Below are 16,228 nucleotides of genomic sequence, written 5' to 3' on the forward strand. Positions count from 1 at the left end.
GACACCAGGGAGTGACACGTGCCAGAGGCTTCTCTCAGCCGCCGCCGCCTGCTGGCGGGCGCGGCCGCCCTTCCCCTGTTCGGCATCCTGACCCGGCGTGCCTCGGCCGCCGAATTCGTCTACAAGCTGGCCACGGGCCAGGACCCGAACCATCCCGTCAACATCCGCGCCCAGCAGGCGATCGAGCGCATCCGCGAGGCGAGCGGCGGGCGCCTCGAGATCCGCCTGTTCCCGGCCAACCAGCTCGGGGCCGACACGGACCTGCTCGCCCAGGTGCGCAGCGGCGCCGTCGAGTTCCTGAACCTGTCCTCGTCGGTGCTGGCGACCTTCCTGCCCGTGGCAAGCCTTCCGAATGTCGGCTTTGTCTTCAAGGATTACGACAGCGTCTGGGCCGCCATGGACGGCCCCCTCGGCACCTACGTCCGCGCCGAGATCGGCCGGACGCCGATCATCACGGTGTCGAAGGCCTGGGACAACGGCTTCCGCCACGTCACCTCCTCGACCCGTGAGATCCGCAGCTACGACGACATCCGCGGCTTCAAGATCCGCGTGCCGCAAGCGCCGATGCAGACCTCGCTGTTCCGGGCGCTCGACGCGGGCGCCACACCGATCAATTTCAACGAACTCTACTCGGCCCTGCAGACCAGAGTGGTCGAGGGCCAGGAGAACCCGCTGCCGATCTTGGCGACGACGCGGCTCTACGAGGTCCAGAAGACCTGCAGCCTGACCGGTCATATCTGGGATGCCTACTGGATCCTCGGCAACAAGCGCGCTTGGGCCCGCCTGCCGGAGGATCTGCGCGCGATCGTCTCGCGCGAACTCGACCGCTCCGCGGAGGACGAGCGGGCCGACATCGTGGCCCTCAACGCGAACCTGCGCACGACGCTCGCGGGCAAGGGCCTGCGTTTCATCGATCCCGACCGCGACTCGTTCCGCGAGGCGCTGGCTCGGGCCTCGTTCTACCGCGACTGGAAGGCGAAGCTCGGCGATGCGGCCTGGAGCCGCCTCGAAGAGTTCGCCGGACAGCTCGCCTGAGGAGGCCGACATGCAACTCGATCTGCCCGTGCACGCGGCGGCCCTGCCGGCCCCTGGCGACCGTACTCAGTTCCAGACCTTCGAGCGGGTCTTCGACCGAATGGTCGACATCCCGGCGGCGATCCTCGTCGTGTTGGAGATCCTCGTCCTCCTGAGCGGCGTCGTCAGCCGCTACGTCCTGCACCAGCCCCTGGTCTGGTCGGATGAACTCGCCACGATCCTGTTCCTGTGGCTGGCCATGCTGGGGACGGTCATCGCCTTCCGCCGTGGCGAGCACATGCGCATGACCGCGTTCGTCGGCATGGCCTCGCCCCGCGGCCGGGCCTTCATGGACACGCTGGCCATCGTGGCCGGCCTCGTCTTCGTCGGCCTGCTCCTCGAGCCCGCGTTCGAGTTCGCGAGCGAGGAATCCTGGGTGCATACCCCGGCCCTCAACCTCGCCAACACCTGGCGCGCGGCTGCCCTGCCGGTCGGGTTCGCGCTGATGCTGGTGACCGCCGTGCTGCGGCTCATGCGCGAGAGCGACTGGCGCATGACCGGCGCCGCTCTGGCGCTCGGCGCGGCTGTCGCGGCTGTCCTCGCCCTCCTGTCGCCGGTGCTGACGGCGATGGGCAACTTCAATCTCTTGGTGTTCTTTCTCCTCGGCGTCGGCTCGCTGGTTTTCGCGGGCGTGCCGATCGCCTTCGCCTTCGGCCTCTCGACCTACGCCTACCTGATGACCACCACGCACGCCCCCGCCATGGTCGTGGTCGGGCGCATGGACGAGGGCATGGGCCACCTCATCCTGCTCGCCGTGCCGCTGTTCATCTTCCTCGGCCTCCTGATCGAGATGACCGGCATGGCCCGCGCCATGGTCGGCTTCCTTGCAAGCCTGCTCGGGCATGTGCGCGGCGGACTGCATTACGTCCTGATCGGCGCGATGTATCTCGTCTCTGGCATCTCGGGTTCGAAGGCGGCCGACATGGCCGCGGTCGCACCCGTGCTGTTTCCCGAAATGAAGGCGCGTGGCGCCAAGGAGGGCGATCTCGTCGCGTTGCTCTCCGCGACGGGCGCGCAGACGGAGACGATCCCGCCCTCGATCGTGCTCATCACCATCGGCTCGGTCACGGGGGTCTCGATCACCGCCCTGTTCACCGGCGGCCTGCTGCCGGGCTTCGTCCTCGGCGCGACGCTCTGCGCCCTGGTCTGGTGGCGCTACCGCGGAGAGGATCTTGCCCATGTCGCATGGCCGGGCCGAAAGGCGATCCTGCGCGCGCTCCTGGTGGCGGTCCCCGCCCTCGCCCTACCCTTCGTCATTCGTGTTGCAGTGGTCGAAGGTGTGGCGACGGCCACCGAAGTCTCGACGATCGGAATCGTCTACGCGGTGCTGGCGGGACTCCTCGTCTACCGGCAGTTCGACTGGCGCCGCCTCCTACCCATGCTGGTGACGACAGCGACGCTGTCGGGTGCGATCCTCCTGATCATCGGCGCGGCGACTGCCATGGCCTGGGCGCTCACGCAATCCGGCTTCTCGCAAGCGCTCGCCGCGGCGATGAAGGACCTGCCCGGCGGCGCGCTCGGTTTCCTCGTCGTCTCCGCCCTCGCCTTCATCGTGCTGGGCTCGGTGCTGGAGGGCATCCCCGCAATCGTTCTGTTCGGGCCGTTGCTGTTCCCGATCGCCCGGGCGGTGGGCGTGCACGAGGTCCACTATGCGATGGTCGTGATCCTCGCCATGGGCATCGGCCTGTTCGCGCCGCCCTTCGGCGTCGGCTACTACGCCGCCTGCGCCATCAGCCGGATCAATCCCGATGTCGGCATGCGGCCCATCGTCGGTTACATGGCGGCCCTGATGATCGGCCTTGCCGCGATCATCCTGGTGCCCTGGTTCTCGATCGGCTTCCTCTAAAGGAAGAAGGCGCGTCCCGGTCCCAGCGGGACCGGGGCGGCGCGCCTCAGAACGCCCCGGCCCGAGCCGTCCGCTCGATCAGATCGCGCTGCTGGGTGTAGCGCATCTCGCCTGCGCGCCGCAGCGCCGCGACGATCCGCTCCGCCAGCCCTGCACGCGCAGCTTCCTCTCGTGAGGTTCGATGATGCTTGCTCAAACCGGTGACGGCCATGGCACCCGATCTCCTGTGAGCCTCCGCCGGCCCGCCTTTGTTGCACCGCAATATGCGCCCGGATCGCGAGCCTTTCGAGTGTGAAGGCTCAAGGGCAGACATGCAGTCAACTCATGCAGCTCGACTAATCTTCATTAAGACAGGCCTTCGCGCGGCATCTTCCGCCCAATGCATGGCTGCCCCATTCGGCAACGGCAGCACAGGAAAGATAAGTCAACAGAAATCACCCATATAAATTGTCAGTATAGACGTTCGTCGAGATAATCCCGCCGATCAGAGATCAATACAGATAAATTCGCCGCCCCGAATTTCGATTGGTGTCAGCCCCACGGCACCATTGTTTCCTAGGAAAGGGACGCGCAGCGCGTCCCCTCTCCACTGCTCTGCTTCGTTGACGTCCATCATTGAGGGGGACAGCAATGGTACGCATCAAGGATCTGCTGCTCGGCTCAGCAGCCGGTTTGGCCATGATCGGCGCGGCCCAGGCCGCCGACCTGCCCGCCGGCAAGGCCGTGCCGATCGAGTACGTGCGCGTCTGCACGGCCTACGGCGCTGGCTTCTTCACCATCCCCGGCACCGACACCTGCATCCGCCTCTCCGGCCGCGCCCGCTTCGAGGCGGGCTATTTCGGCAGCGACAGCCGCACCATACCCGGCGGCGGCGACATCTCCGGCTTCATCGGCCTGCTGCGCGTCAACATGGATGCCCGGACCCAGACCGGCTACGGCACCCTGCGCGCCTTCCTGCGCCTCGACGCCGGAAGCCGCACCGGCAACAACCGGATCGTCTCGGGCACCGGCAACCGCAGCGCGGCCAGCTTCCCGGGGCTGGGCCAGGACCAGCTCGGCCGCATGCAAAACCTGATCGCCGTCGATAAGGCCTTCGTGCAGTTCGCCGGCATGACCGCCGGTCGCGCCTCCTCGTTCTTCGACTTCTACGCCCACGACTACGAGATCATCGCCGCCTCGCTCGGTTCGAACGTCCCCTCGACCAACCTGCTGGCCTACACCCACACCTTCGGCACCGGCTTCTCCACCACCCTCTCGATGGAGGACCCGAACTTCCGCAAGAACCCGCTCTACTCCGATGCGGTCAACGCGACCGGTCTGGTTCCCGGTCAGGCCGGTCTGAACAACGTCTTCACGACCGCCCCGACGCCGATCATCCTCGGCACCAACGCCGCCGGCAACGCCACCGCGATCGCCTTCATCGATGCCGTCCAGCGCTCGCGCCTGCCCGACTTCGTCGGTTCGCTGCGCTACGACGCGCCCTGGGGCTCGGTACAGCTCTCCGCCGCGGTCAAGGACATTAACACGGGCGGGTTCATCGCCGGCTCGGCGGTCTCCAGCCTGCTGCCGACGCCGGTCGCACCCGAGGCCGCCGCCGCCCTGCTCGCCGCCCGCGGCATCGAGGCGGGGGCGCAGACGGCCTATGGTTGGGCGGTGCAGGGCGGGCTCAAGGTCAACCTGCCCTGGATCGCACCGGGCGACGGCCTTTACTTGCAGGGCGCCTACGGCGAGGGCGCCAACATGTACACCGGCATCAACCGCTTCACCGGCAGTTACATCAGCAACGGCAACGTCTATGCCGGCAACCCCTTCAATCAGTTCCTGCCCGATGCCGTCGTCGATCCACTCAGCGGCCGGCTGCAGCGCGCCACCAGCTTCACGGTGGTGGCCTCCTACCTGCACTACTGGTCGCCGGAATGGCGCTCGGCCTTCTACGGCAGCTACGGCGAGATCGGCTTCGGGAAGGGGGTTCGCTACAACACGGGCCTCGCCAACGCGCTTGTCGGTGCCGGCCCGACGGTCGCGCCACCCTCGCCGCTGACCAACCCGCTCGGCTACGCCCTGAGCCCTGCCCTGCGAGACAGCGGCCAGATCGTGGCGGGCGCGAGCCTGATCTGGTCGCCGGTCAAGGACCTCGATATCGGCATTGAGGGCCAGTACACGCGCACCGCCGTCGCGAGCGGGCGCGTCGCCGACAGCGACAAGGGCGTGTTCGTGGCCGGCGTGCCGACCCGGACCGTGTCGTCCGAGGAGCTCTATCAGGCCCGCTTCCGCGTTCAGCGCGATTTCTGAGTCTGGCCTTCGAGGCAGCCGCCCGGTCATGCGCCGCGGCTGCGTCCATCACGCGATCCGGTTCGCTGCCAGGGCGTGTCTCAGGCGGAGGCCGCAGGGCGGCGGGCGGACGGTGCGCCGGTCGAGGCGGCCATCTCCTGGCCCTGCCCGTGACGTCCGAGGCTGTACACTCCACCGCACTCTTCAGCCTGCTTGTGAAGGCGTCCTCCGGCGCGCCGCAGGCTGAGAGTCGATTCGTGACGGGGAAACTCGTGCCCCGCATCGCCTGCCGGAAGCCGACGGAGGGTGGAAGGTGCTGTCCGCATGCACAATCATACGTGGCGCGCGAATGCGTTCGAACAACTTTCCGTCGTTTCGCGCGTTGCGGTTCGGGGGGCCCTGAATGGAGACAGGGCATGAATGGTCACGCCGACACCCGTATCACCGAGCGCAACCGAGCCCGCGGGGCGCGCATGAAGGCGGCGATCTTCGTCCAGTCGGGGCGCATCGTCTTGGATGAGAAGCCGGTCCCTGAGATCGGGCCGCTCGATGCCCTCATCCGCATCACCACGACGACGATCTGCGGCACCGACATCCACATCCTCAAGGGCGAATACCCGGTGGCGCGCGGCCTGACCATCGGTCACGAGCCGGTCGGGATTATCGAGCGGCTCGGCAGCGCGGTCCGAGGGTTCCAAGAGGGCCAGCGGGTGGTGGCCGGCGCGATCACGCCCTCCGGGCACAGCAATGCCTGTCTCTGCGGATGCCTCTCGCAGGACGGCCCGGACACGAAGTACGGCTTCAAGCCCATGGGCGGCTGGCGCTTCGGCAACACCATCGACGGCTCACAGGCCGAATACCTGCTCGTACCCGATGCCATGACGAACCTCGCCCCTGTTCCGGACGACCTGAGCGACGAGCAGGTCCTCATGTGTCCTGACATCATGTCGACCGGCTTCTCCAGTGCCGAGAGCGGGGGCGTGCGGATCGGCGACACGGTCGCCGTCTTCGCCCAAGGACCGATCGGCCTCTGCGCCACGGCAGGCGCGCGGCTGATGGGGGCCACGCGGATTATCGCCGTCGAATGCGTACCTGAGCGCCAGCAGGTCGCCCGCAGCATGGGTGCGGACGAGATCGTGGATTTCTCGAAGGAAGATCCGGTCGCTGCGATCCTGCGGATCACGGACGGCCGAGGCGTCGACGTGGCGATTGAGGCGCTGGGGCGTCAATCGACCTTCGAAGCGGCCCTGCGGGTGCTGCGCCCGGGCGGAGCGCTCGCCTCACTCGGCGTCTATTCGGAGGATCTGCGGATCCCGCTCGGCCCCTTCGTAGCGGGTCTCGGCAACCACACCATCGTCACCACGCTCTGCCCCGGCGGCAAGGAGCGCATGCGGCGCCTGATGTCGGTCGTCGCCTCCGGCCGCATCGATGCCCGCGTGCTGGTCACACACCGCTTCAGGCTGGAGGCGATCGAGGAAGCCTACGATCTCTTCGCCCACCAACGCGATGGCGTCTTGAAGGTCGCGGTCATGCCCTGATCCGCCGCTTAGGGTGGCCGAGATGGCCGGGGGTCAATGCCAGTCACGCCCCGCTGCCGCATCCCTGCCCTCCCTCGCGTGCCGTCTGGCAATCGACACGGGCGAAGGCTGGGCCTTGGCTTGGCAACGCGCGTGACTCACGTATGGAGCTCTCACCGGTGTTGCGGGAGCGGTTCCCCGCTACCCCCTCGGACGCGGCCAATTCGGTGTGTGCGGATCGGGTGCATGGTCGGAGCAGGCTAGGGCTGCGCCGCAGAGCGACAGCATGGCGCGCAGATCCTCGACGCAGGCATCCGCCTCCGCCAGCGTGAGCAGCCCGCCGCGCCAGTACGCGGTCCCGGACGTTGCCACGGCGACAACCGCAAACCGACCGTCCGGGCAGTCGACGATTCTGTATGTCACCGGACGCGTCATCACCTCGACCATGCAATCGTTCAGGACGCTCCCAAACGCCGCCGCGGAATGGATCGATCCTTCGAGTCGACGAGTTACATGTTCACTGTACGGCGAGGCGGTCTGTTTTCAGGCACGCCTGTGCCGCTCGCTCTGACAGAGGACGTGGGTTGATCGACATGTTGATTGCAGGCGGACTCGGTCCGGTTCGCTCGGATCGGAACAGAGAGGCAGGCGCTGCCAAACTGCCCTTGGCCGTGCAGAAGCATCTCGGAGCGCAGTTGCAGACGACCTATTTCGAGATCGGTGCGTGGAATGCCCCGCAGCATCTGCTCGATCTCACCCGGGCTCTCGAGGGAACGCTCGCGGTCCTGGCCGGGGAGCGCGACACGGCTTTCCGCAAGGGACTGACGGCGGCACTCCCCAGCCTGCATGTCTACGCGCAGTCGCTTGCGGGAAGCCCGGCCCGGGCCGATGACCTCGTGCAGGAGACGGTGCTGAAAGCCTGGGCCAATCAGGGTCGCTTCGTCCCTGGCACCAATCTGAAGGCGTGGCTGTTCACCATCCTCCGCAACCACTTCTACACCGAGTTGCGCAAGCACAGGCGTGAAGTCGAGGACGTGGACGGCGTCATGGCGGGCCGCCAGGTCGCCCTGGCGGCACAGGAGCACGGATCGGACCTTCAGGTCGTCATGTCCCACATTGCGCAACTGCCCGCGCCCCAACGCGAGGCGCTGCTTCTCGTCGGTGCGCAGGGCATGACTTACGAAGCGGCTGCGGAGGTCATGGGCTGTCAAATCGGGACGGTGAAGAGCCGCGTGAGCCGTGCCCGCTCCTACTTGATCGAGCGGCTGGGGACACCGTCCACCAACGTGCCGATCTGAACCTCTTTCTTCATCGAATTCGATCGAGTGAAGTGCGGCAGCGATGCAGCTCTGCCGCGAGCACCGGATGAAGTCGTCCGCACGCCGAGGTGGTGCCCGATATAGGCTGCATCAATGCTGCCCAAGCCGGTGATCGACCGGCCGGATACAGTGAAGTTCATAGCTTGAACTGCATGAAGCGGCGACGCATGACAGGGGCGGACCTTCCGTCCTTAGCCCCGCTCCCCCTTCGTGCTCATGCCTCGCCACGCGTCGTATCGGATCATCGAACGCCCTGATGGCCGGTTCGACATCGCCGTCACATTGGCCGGGGGCGGCACGCATGTCCGAGAAGGATTGGCGAGTCCCGCCGATGTGGAAACCGCTCTGGCAACGCTCCGCGACGTGCTGACGGCCTGCGGCGCCGTCCTCGTCGAGGCGGAGGCGCTCAGCCTCGCTGCGGAATAGAGACCGCCAGCCGACATCCTGCGCCGCCGACGGCTGGATCTTGGCCTCTGAGCGTGCCCGGTCAGTCGCCGAACAGAATCTCGAAGGTCAGCGGATCGTAGAAGCGCATCAGGCTTTTTACGAAATCTTTCGCATCGACCCCGAGGGCCTCGGCCCAGATCCGGTACCGGTCCGGAGGGACACGGCCCCGCCCGGTCTCCAGTTGCGAGATGAAAGTGTAGTATTCCGCCCCGACCTCAGCAGCCAACTGCCTCTGCGAGAGGCCGCGCTTCTCTCGAAGCTCCTTCAGAAAACGGCCGCCTTCGCGGCGCAATTCCTGCACCTCCTCGGAGCCGAGACGTTGCTGGTGGACATACAAATGGAAGGCTCCCGCCAGCGCTCGAACGCGTCAGCGCCGAATGGTACAGTAATCCCTATATGTCGCTCCACGGGCCGACGTCCAGTTCTCGGCGCGCCTGATTTTCGGCGGCCTCGGCGCCGCTTCTTGGAATACAATAAGCCTGCGCTAAGATTTATGGGTCGGCACGCGATGACGCGGGCCGGGGAAGCAGGCGGCATGCGGCGGCACCGGTTCGATTTTCCTGACGGCGGGCCTCAGGCAGCGGATTCGGTCCTTCCGAAGCCGTTCCGGCAATGGGCGGAATGTGGCCGGCATCCGCAGGTGGGGTGCCCGGACGCAGGATCCGGCTCAGGCGTGCTGGCGCGCCGGGTGGTGCCATGAGCGACCCTCTCGCCGGGTCCGTCCTGAAGGATGGGCTGCGTTCGATCCGTCCCGTCCTGGTGACGGTGTTCGTCTTCGCCTTCTTCACGAACCTGCTCCTGTTCGCCGGCCCGCTCTACATGCTGCAGGTCTACGACCGCGTTCTTCTGAGTCGGAACGAAGCGACGCTGTTCGGGGTCACCGCGATCGCGGCCTTCGCGCTGGCGGTCTATGCCGCTCTCGAGATGCTGCGTTCGCGCCTGCTGGTGCGGGGCGGGATGATCTTCGATCGGAAGGTGGCCGGACCGGTCTTCGAGATCGTTCACAGGGCCGCTCTGCTCAAGCCGCGGGCCGGGCACGAAGCAGCCCTGCGCGACGTCGATGTCCTGCGCGAATTCCTGACGGGCGGGGCCATTCTGGCGTTCTGCGACCTGCCCTGGGCCTCGCTGTTCCTGATCGCGTGCTTCATCCTCCATCCGTGGTTCGGCTGGATGGCCTTGCTCGGGGGCGGCACACTCCTGGGGCTGACGCTCCTCACCGATCTCACGACGCGGCGGCCTCTCGACGTGGCGAGCCAAGCCGCACGAGAGGCGGGCGAGCAGGCCCGCGCGACCGTCCGCGGGGGCGAGGTCCTGCGAGCCATGGGCATGCTGGGCGCCTTGCGGTCCCGTTGGCGCCGGCATCACGACGAGGCGATCCTGCTGCAAGCCCGGGCGAGCGACCGCGCCGGCCTCATTGCCGCGGCGACGAAGTTCACGCGCATGGTCCTGCAGACGATGGTCCTCGGTGTCGGCGCCTACCTCGCCATCCATGGCGAGATCTCGGCCGGCTCGATGATCGCGGCCTCGATCATCATGGGGCGGACGCTGGCGCCCATCGAGGCGGTCGTCGGACACTGGAAGAGCTTCACGGCGGCGCGGAGCAGCCACGCCCGGCTGACGGACATCGTCGCGCGCATCGGACTCGAGCCGGAGCGCGTGATGCTGCCGCGCCCGCGCGGCCTGATCGAGACCGAGAATCTGGTCGTCGCAGCGCCGGGCTCGTCGCGAACGATCCTCCACGACGTCAGCGTGCGGCTGGAGCCCGGCAGCGTCGTCGGGATCATCGGTCCGAGTGCGGCCGGGAAATCGACGCTGGTCCGCGCGATCACGGGTGTCTGGCCGATCGTTTCCGGCGCAGTGCGCATCGACGGAGCCGACCTCCGGCACTGGGATCCTCAGGCGCTCGGACGGCATCTCGGATATCTGCCGCAGGATGTCGAATTGTTCGATGGCACGGTGGCGCAGAACATCGCGCGCTTCGACGTTCAGGACGACGCCGCCATCGTCTCGGTTGCGCAACGCGCGGGCTGCCACGACCTGATCCAGGCCCTGCCCGACGGCTACAATACCCGGATCGGCACGGGCGGGCACGGTCTCTCCGGCGGCCAGCGTCAGCGCATCGCCCTGGCGCGCGCGATGTACGGGGATCCGAGCCTGGTCGTCCTCGACGAGCCGAATGCCAGTCTCGACCAAGCCGGCGAAGCCGCGCTGATGCGGGCGGTGGCGGACCTTCGAGAGCGTGGGACGACCGTCGTCATCGTCACGCACAAGGTGAGCCTGCTGGCGGGCGCCGACCTGATCCTGATGCTGGATGGCGGAACGCTGCGGGCCTCGGGCCCGGCGGACCAGATCCTCGCCCACCTCTCCGGTCCCCGTCCGGTCCCGGCGCTGGTCGCGACCGCCGGCCGGACCGTGCCCGAGACCGAGAGGGTGTCCGAAATCCAGCGCAGCGCGGGCTGAGCCATGAGCACGCCGTCTGCCCCGCTTCCGATCCCGTCGCCCGCCGCTCCCCCGACGTCACGGGCTCGGGGCAGCGAGGATAGCGCCGTCGCTCCGATCGCGTGGCAGCGCTACGCGATCGCCGGCTACGCCCTCATCGTGGCCGCCTTCGGTGTCGCTGGTGCATGGGCAGCCACCGTACGCCTGGATCGCGCCGTCATCAGCACCGGCGTCATCGTCGCGGAAAGCAGCCGCAAAGTCGTCCAGCACTTCGAGGGCGGCATGGTCCAGGCGGTGCTGGTGCGGGATGGACAGACGGTCCGCGCGGGCGACGTCCTCCTGCGGATCGATCCCGTCCAGTCCCAGGCGAGCGCGGACCTGTTCCGCAATCAACTCGACGCCGCTCTCGTTCTGGAGGCGCGGCTGCGCGCGGAGCAGGCGCAGTCCGACGACCTGCAATTGCCCGCCGACCTCGCCGCGCGGCGCGACGAGCCCGCCCTCGCGCGCATGATCAGCGATCAGGCCGGGCAGTTGGTGGAACGGCGGACGACGCTCAAGGGTCAACTCGCCCTCATCGAGGCCAAGGTCACCCAGCTGCGGACGGAGATCTCCGGCCTCGCCGTCGAGAAATCCTCGGTCGAGCAGCAGGTCGGCTTCATCCGGCAGGAACTGGAGGGCCTGCGCAGCCTGCACGAGCGGAATCTGATCCCCCTGTCACGCCTTCTCGTGATGGAGCGGGAGCGCACCCGGCTGGAGGGCGTGATCGGACGCTCGGTGGCCGAAAGAGCCAAGGCCGAGAACGCCATCAGCGAGGCCGGGCTGCAGATCACCCAATTGAAGCAGAAGCTTCAGGAGACGGTCACCGGCCAGCTTCTCGAGACGCGGCAGAGAATCGGCGAACTGCGCGAAAAGCTCGTCGTCGCGCAGGACGTGTTCCGACGCCACGAGATCCGCGCCTCTCACGACGGCGTCATCCAGGCGCTCAAGGTCGTCGCGATCGGGCAGGTCGTCCGCTCGGGCGAGCCGCTGATGGAGATCGTTCCGACCGCGGACCGGCTGGTGGTCAACGTACAATTCTCGCCCAACGACCTCGAAGCCGTCCATGCCGGCATGCGGGCGGAGATCAAGTTTCCGACCTTCCAGGCGCGCCGGACGCCCGCCGTCTTCGGAACGCTCACGGTCGTGTCGCGGGACCGTCTCGTGGACGAGGGCACGAAGCAGGCCTACTTCGCCGGTACCGTCGAGATCGACGAGCACCATCTTCCGGCCGACGTCAGGCACCGCCTTCTCGCCGGATTGCCGGCCGAGGTGGTGGTCTCGGCCGGGGAGCGCACGGCCCTCGAATATCTGTTCGCTCCCTTCTTCGACGCGATGGGACGCGCCTTCCATGAACGCTAGCGCCGCGCCCGGACGCTCCGCCATGCGAGGCGACGTCATCGGTCGAAGGACGCCACGCGCCGACAGGGTGAGATGACGATGAGCACGGTCATTCCCTTCTTCCGTCCGGCGTCGGCGCGACAGGGCAACTGGTCGCAGCAGGAACTGGCCGAGTTCTACCGCGTCGAGGCGGCCCTCCTCCGGGCCGGCTTCAGCATCGCGAGCGAGCAAGGCCTCAGCGACGAGGGGGAGCCGTGGTTCGTCTTCTGCCGGGCGGACGGCGACGCGATCATCCATTTCGCCAAGATCGACGGCAGCTACCTCATCGCCTCGGAGGCCCTCGACCGACCGGTGCGCGGGACGGATTTCCGTACTCTGATCGATCAGATCGCTCGCTTGCATCCGCATCTGCTCCCGATCCCGGCGGCTGGCACGGCGACGACGCTGGTCGTTCATCCGGCCGCGCTGCTGGCAGCTCTGGTGGCCGCGATCGCCTTGAGCCTGTCGTCCGAGGATGCCCATGCCGGGCCGCTCGTGGCCGGCGGCGAAGGCCTATCCGCGCCCTCCGCGTCCCAGGAAGGCGGCCCCGCTCAGGGCCAGCCGCAATCGAAGGCCGGCGGCGGATCCGGTGATCGGGAGACCGATCGCAAGCAGATGGAAGCCATCATCCTCTCCGCGATGATCTTCGCAGCCGAGGCCATGGCCGTCGATCACCGCGCCGTGGGCGCGGAGCTTAATCTCGATTTGGCGGACGGGGCGGGCAACGCCCTGAGCCCCGTCGCGCAGGGGGATGCGGCCCAGGCGTCGGGCACCGCGTCCGGCTCCGGCCGTGGCGGCGTGTCGGCTCAGCCGGCCGTTCTGACGGCGCAGGGCAGCGGCACGAATCCCGATGCTCGTCCCCAGCCGGCTTCCGAGACGTTTCCAACAGCGAGCCGGGTCGATCCGACCGCTGTGGCGCGGACCGAATTCGGGAGTGAGGCGCCGAAGTCTCCGGCCTCACAGAACCAGCCGCTGGCGCCGGGCTTTGGCAGCGATGTCCTGCTGACCGGCGCATCGGTCGAGGCGTCCGCCGTTAAATCCAGCGCCCAACCGACGTCGACATCGGGACGCAGCGAGAGCGCTGCGCCCGCAGCGGATGTGCCGGGGCCGGACTCGGGTGATCAGCACGCCGGTTCCGCAGCGATCGCCGAGCCCCCCTCCCCCGCCCGTCCTGGACAGGCCCTATCCTCCGACGCCGGAAGCGGGTCTGCGCGTCCGGCCTGGGTCCAAGACATGGTGCAGGCCGTGACGAGCCGGGTCCCGTCCCCCGAAGCCTCGTCGCGCGATGCCGAGGATCGGGGCGATGGCCGACCGGCCGAGGCTGCGCCCGGAAACGGCCTCAAGGTGGATGCGGCGGGTCCCGGCAACGGTCGCGTCGATGGCGCGGGCCGGGATCGAGAATCCTCCGTCGAGACGGCCGCCGAGACCCATCAGCCAGGTGATCAAATTGCCCCCGATCACGGCCAGGCCGGCGGCGCTCAAGGACGAGGGGTTCCAGCCGAGACGGCGACCGCGAACACTCCGCCGGCCGAGCAGGCCCGGCCCGGTCAGGGTTCCGTCGATCGCGCCGATCAGGACCGCGGCGCGCCAGCGATGACGGCCGTCGAACCGAGCCCGAACGCCGAGCAGGTTGCCCCCCATCCGAGTCAATCCAGCGCCCGAGGTTCGGATCAGGCCGCGTCGGGTGAGGCCTCCCATGACACGCAGGCCGAGCAAACCGGTCCCATCGACGGCCAAGTGAACAGTGTTGCTCCGGACCAAGCTTCATCGCCCGAGGCGGCGAGCGGGTACAGTCCGCAGACCGCACCAGCCGGCGGTGGCGAGGGCCGCCCCAGCGGCGTTGATCGGGACGAAGCCGCGCCGACACAGGCCGAAGCTGCGCATGGCCCATCGGTCGAACCGGGCCACCATGCCAGCGGTAACGCCGGTACCGTTGCTCCGGAGCGGGGCCCGCAGGCCGAAGCTGCGACCGGAAGCAAGCCACCGATCGAGCCGACCGGCGGTGGCAACGACAACGCCAGCGTTGTCGCTCGGCAAGAAGCCGCGGCTGCTCAGACCGAAAATGGCAATCCCTCACCCGCCGAGCAAACCGGTAACGACAGCAGGCCCGCCGCTGTCGTCGCTCGGGAGCAGCCGCCACAGGCTCAGGATGCGGTGGGAAACAATCCGCGCTCCGTGCAGTCCGGTCCGAGTGAAAGCCGTGCCGATGGTTCTGGTCCGGGAAGCGCGCGGGCCGAAGCCGTGAATGGCGAGCGGCCCGAGGCTCAACAGGCTGGTGGCGCCAGCAATCAAGAGAATGCTGACGATCAAGGTTCGCTGCCGCAGACCGGGGCGGTGCCCGGAAACGATCCGCAGATCGAGCCGACAGGCGCCGAGAACGGCCAGAGCCAGGGCAGTCACGCGCAGCCAGAGACTGTCGCGCTGCGCGAGCCGAGCTCAGGCGGACCCGCCATCGGCCGCGATCGGTCTTCGAGCGATGCCAACGCGCGGGGAACAACGGTTCAGGCCGAGGCCGCTCGTCCCGAGACGGGGCCGTCGACCGATCACGGCGATGGGCACAGCCCGGCCTCTGCCGAGCGGAACGACCAACGGGTGCCCGAAGCGCACGGTCCCGGCGCGACCGACACTGTCTCAAGTCGCGGGAGGCCAGACACTCCCGGCGAAGCACGATCCGACGCGGCATCGACCACGAAGGCCGATCCGGCACTGGATCCTGATTCCGCCCCCCACGGATCGAACAAGCTCAGCGTGACCGAGCTCCCTGGTGGCGGGCGCGAACCGACCGACCGGGCGGCCCCGGAGCATGCCGCGGCGTCCGAACAGACACCGGTGGCAGCCGATGGGCGCGCTCAGAATCCGACTTCGTCGCCCTCCGAACATGGACGCGGCAATGCGATCGGGCAGAGCGCCGATCACGCCTCGAACGCGGCAGCCTCGGAGCCGTCCAACGGGGACGTGTCCGGCACGAAGGACCACGGATCTGTGCCGAGCGACGCCGCCGTGGCGTCGTCATCGAACGATCATGTCGAGGGCACCGGGCCACAGGCGTCGCATGCTCAAGACGAGTTAGCGTCGCATGGGCCCAATCCCGCTGCGGAGGCTGCCATTCCTGCGTCCGTTGCCCATGACCCGATCTTGCAGGATCGGGGAAGCGATCGGGCAGTGGCGGAGAACCCCGTCGGACACGGCGCTTCACCGGGGTCGGACGCTTTGACTACGTCTGCGAAGGGTGAGCACACCCAAGCCGAGCCTGACGGACCACATGACAGCGCGGGACCTGTCGTCGATCACCCGATCCCGGCGGCGGTTCACGGCGTGGACAAGAATGGCCAGTCCGTTCCGTCGGCAGATCCAAATCCGACGTCGCCCTCCGCACCGGTTTCGCAGGACGAGATCGCAACGGCTCATCCCGATCGAGCCCCCGTCGATGACGGACCTTCGGTCAGCGGCCGCGCCGATCGGGAGGCGCCCGGACATGCGGCCCAGCCGGTCAGGGCTGACCCGCCGACCGAGCCCGCTTTGCATCTCGAAGCCGATCGAGCGGACGGGCCTTCACCGATCAGCCCCTCCAGCTCCGCGGCGTCCCATGGGACGTCCGGTCAAGCGAAGCCGGGCCGGCCGAGCCCCCCGCCCGCGGCGATCGACGCGGAGGGCAATCTCGTGTTCCACACGGACGCCCATCAGGATCCGGTGCCACCGGCCCTTCCGCAAGGGCCGGATGAGGCAACGCCCCATCACGCGGTCGGTCTGATCGGGGTCTCGGATCAGGCGCATCCGGTGCACGACCTCTACCATCACACCTAGAACCGTATCCGGCCTGCTCGCCGCAGGCCGGCGTCTCCAGCCTCTCGTTCCGACGCGGGGTCGTGCGGACGCACCGGCGGCCACTCCGTCGGAAG

The 16,228-nt window shown here is 68.1% G+C and carries 10 protein-coding genes; 8 read left to right on the forward strand and 2 right to left on the reverse strand.

Annotated elements, in window-relative coordinates:
- The first annotated feature begins 18 nt into the window (after positions 1–18).
- Together HNR51_RS07340 and HNR51_RS07345 are read left to right on the forward strand one after the other, a co-directional pair.
- Positions 19–1,035: a TRAP transporter substrate-binding protein gene (locus HNR51_RS07340; RefSeq protein WP_182554482.1), complete on the forward strand. Its 1,017-nt coding sequence runs from the start codon at positions 19–21 to the stop codon at positions 1,033–1,035.
- Between the two features lie 10 nt (positions 1,036–1,045).
- Complete coding sequence (locus tag HNR51_RS07345) at positions 1,046–2,920, forward strand: TRAP transporter large permease (protein ID WP_182554483.1); 1,875 nt, start codon at positions 1,046–1,048, stop codon at positions 2,918–2,920.
- Between the two features lie 46 nt (positions 2,921–2,966).
- On the opposite strand, the gene HNR51_RS07350 is transcribed toward HNR51_RS07345, so the two are convergent.
- On the reverse strand, positions 2,967–3,131 hold the full coding sequence (locus tag HNR51_RS07350) for a hypothetical protein (RefSeq protein WP_182554484.1): 165 nt from the start codon (positions 3,129–3,131) through the stop codon (positions 2,967–2,969).
- Between the two features lie 419 nt (positions 3,132–3,550).
- On the opposite strand from HNR51_RS07350, the gene HNR51_RS07355 reads away from it, so the two are divergent.
- The 3 genes from HNR51_RS07355 to HNR51_RS07365 all read left to right on the forward strand — a co-directional run bounded on the left by HNR51_RS07355 (position 3,551) and on the right by HNR51_RS07365 (position 8,006).
- Positions 3,551–5,212, forward strand: coding sequence for a porin (locus HNR51_RS07355; RefSeq protein WP_182554485.1), 1,662 nt, complete (start codon positions 3,551–3,553; stop codon positions 5,210–5,212).
- Between the two features lie 395 nt (positions 5,213–5,607).
- Complete coding sequence (locus HNR51_RS07360) at positions 5,608–6,729, forward strand: NAD(P)-dependent alcohol dehydrogenase (protein ID WP_182554486.1); 1,122 nt, start codon at positions 5,608–5,610, stop codon at positions 6,727–6,729.
- Positions 6,730–7,301: 572 nt separating this feature from the next.
- On the forward strand, positions 7,302–8,006 hold the full coding sequence (locus tag HNR51_RS07365) for a sigma-70 family RNA polymerase sigma factor (RefSeq protein ID WP_182554538.1): 705 nt from the start codon (positions 7,302–7,304) through the stop codon (positions 8,004–8,006).
- Between the two features lie 508 nt (positions 8,007–8,514).
- On the opposite strand, the gene HNR51_RS07375 is transcribed toward HNR51_RS07365, so the two are convergent.
- The gene (locus tag HNR51_RS07375; protein ID WP_012452216.1) at positions 8,515–8,811 is read right to left on the reverse strand and encodes a helix-turn-helix domain-containing protein; all 297 of its coding nucleotides are present in this window, start codon (positions 8,809–8,811) and stop codon (positions 8,515–8,517) included.
- Between the two features lie 359 nt (positions 8,812–9,170).
- Here HNR51_RS07375 and HNR51_RS07380 point away from each other — a divergent pair, with 359 nt between their 5' ends.
- The 3 genes from HNR51_RS07380 to HNR51_RS07390 all read left to right on the forward strand — a co-directional run bounded on the left by HNR51_RS07380 (position 9,171) and on the right by HNR51_RS07390 (position 16,133).
- Complete coding sequence (locus tag HNR51_RS07380; RefSeq protein WP_182554487.1) at positions 9,171–10,934, forward strand: type I secretion system permease/ATPase; 1,764 nt, start codon at positions 9,171–9,173, stop codon at positions 10,932–10,934.
- 3 nt (positions 10,935–10,937) lie between these two features.
- Positions 10,938–12,311: an HlyD family type I secretion periplasmic adaptor subunit gene (locus HNR51_RS07385; protein WP_182554488.1), complete on the forward strand. Its 1,374-nt coding sequence runs from the start codon at positions 10,938–10,940 to the stop codon at positions 12,309–12,311.
- Between the two features lie 78 nt (positions 12,312–12,389).
- The gene (locus tag HNR51_RS07390; protein ID WP_182554489.1) at positions 12,390–16,133 is read left to right on the forward strand and encodes a hypothetical protein; all 3,744 of its coding nucleotides are present in this window, start codon (positions 12,390–12,392) and stop codon (positions 16,131–16,133) included.
- Positions 16,134–16,228 lie beyond the last annotated feature (95 nt).

This window comes from Methylorubrum thiocyanatum, from assembly GCA_014138645.1.
Classification (GTDB): Bacteria; Pseudomonadota; Alphaproteobacteria; order Rhizobiales; family Beijerinckiaceae; genus Methylobacterium; species Methylobacterium thiocyanatum.

Bases quoted from the DNA above. Each gene is read 5' to 3' on its own strand.
- HNR51_RS07350 (WP_182554484.1), bottom strand. From the start codon at position 3,131: ATGGCCGTCACCGGTTTGAGCAAGCATCATCGAACCTCACGAGAGGAA.
- HNR51_RS07360 (WP_182554486.1), top strand. From the start codon at position 5,608: ATGAATGGTCACGCCGACACCCGTATCACCGAGCGCAACCGAGCCCGC.
- HNR51_RS07390 (WP_182554489.1), top strand. From the start codon at position 12,390: ATGAGCACGGTCATTCCCTTCTTCCGTCCGGCGTCGGCGCGACAGGGC.
- HNR51_RS07355 (WP_182554485.1), top strand. From the start codon at position 3,551: ATGGTACGCATCAAGGATCTGCTGCTCGGCTCAGCAGCCGGTTTGGCC.
- HNR51_RS07380 (WP_182554487.1), top strand. From the start codon at position 9,171: ATGAGCGACCCTCTCGCCGGGTCCGTCCTGAAGGATGGGCTGCGTTCG.
- HNR51_RS07345 (WP_182554483.1), top strand. From the start codon at position 1,046: ATGCAACTCGATCTGCCCGTGCACGCGGCGGCCCTGCCGGCCCCTGGC.
- HNR51_RS07365 (WP_182554538.1), top strand. From the start codon at position 7,302: ATGTTGATTGCAGGCGGACTCGGTCCGGTTCGCTCGGATCGGAACAGA.
- HNR51_RS07385 (WP_182554488.1), top strand. From the start codon at position 10,938: ATGAGCACGCCGTCTGCCCCGCTTCCGATCCCGTCGCCCGCCGCTCCC.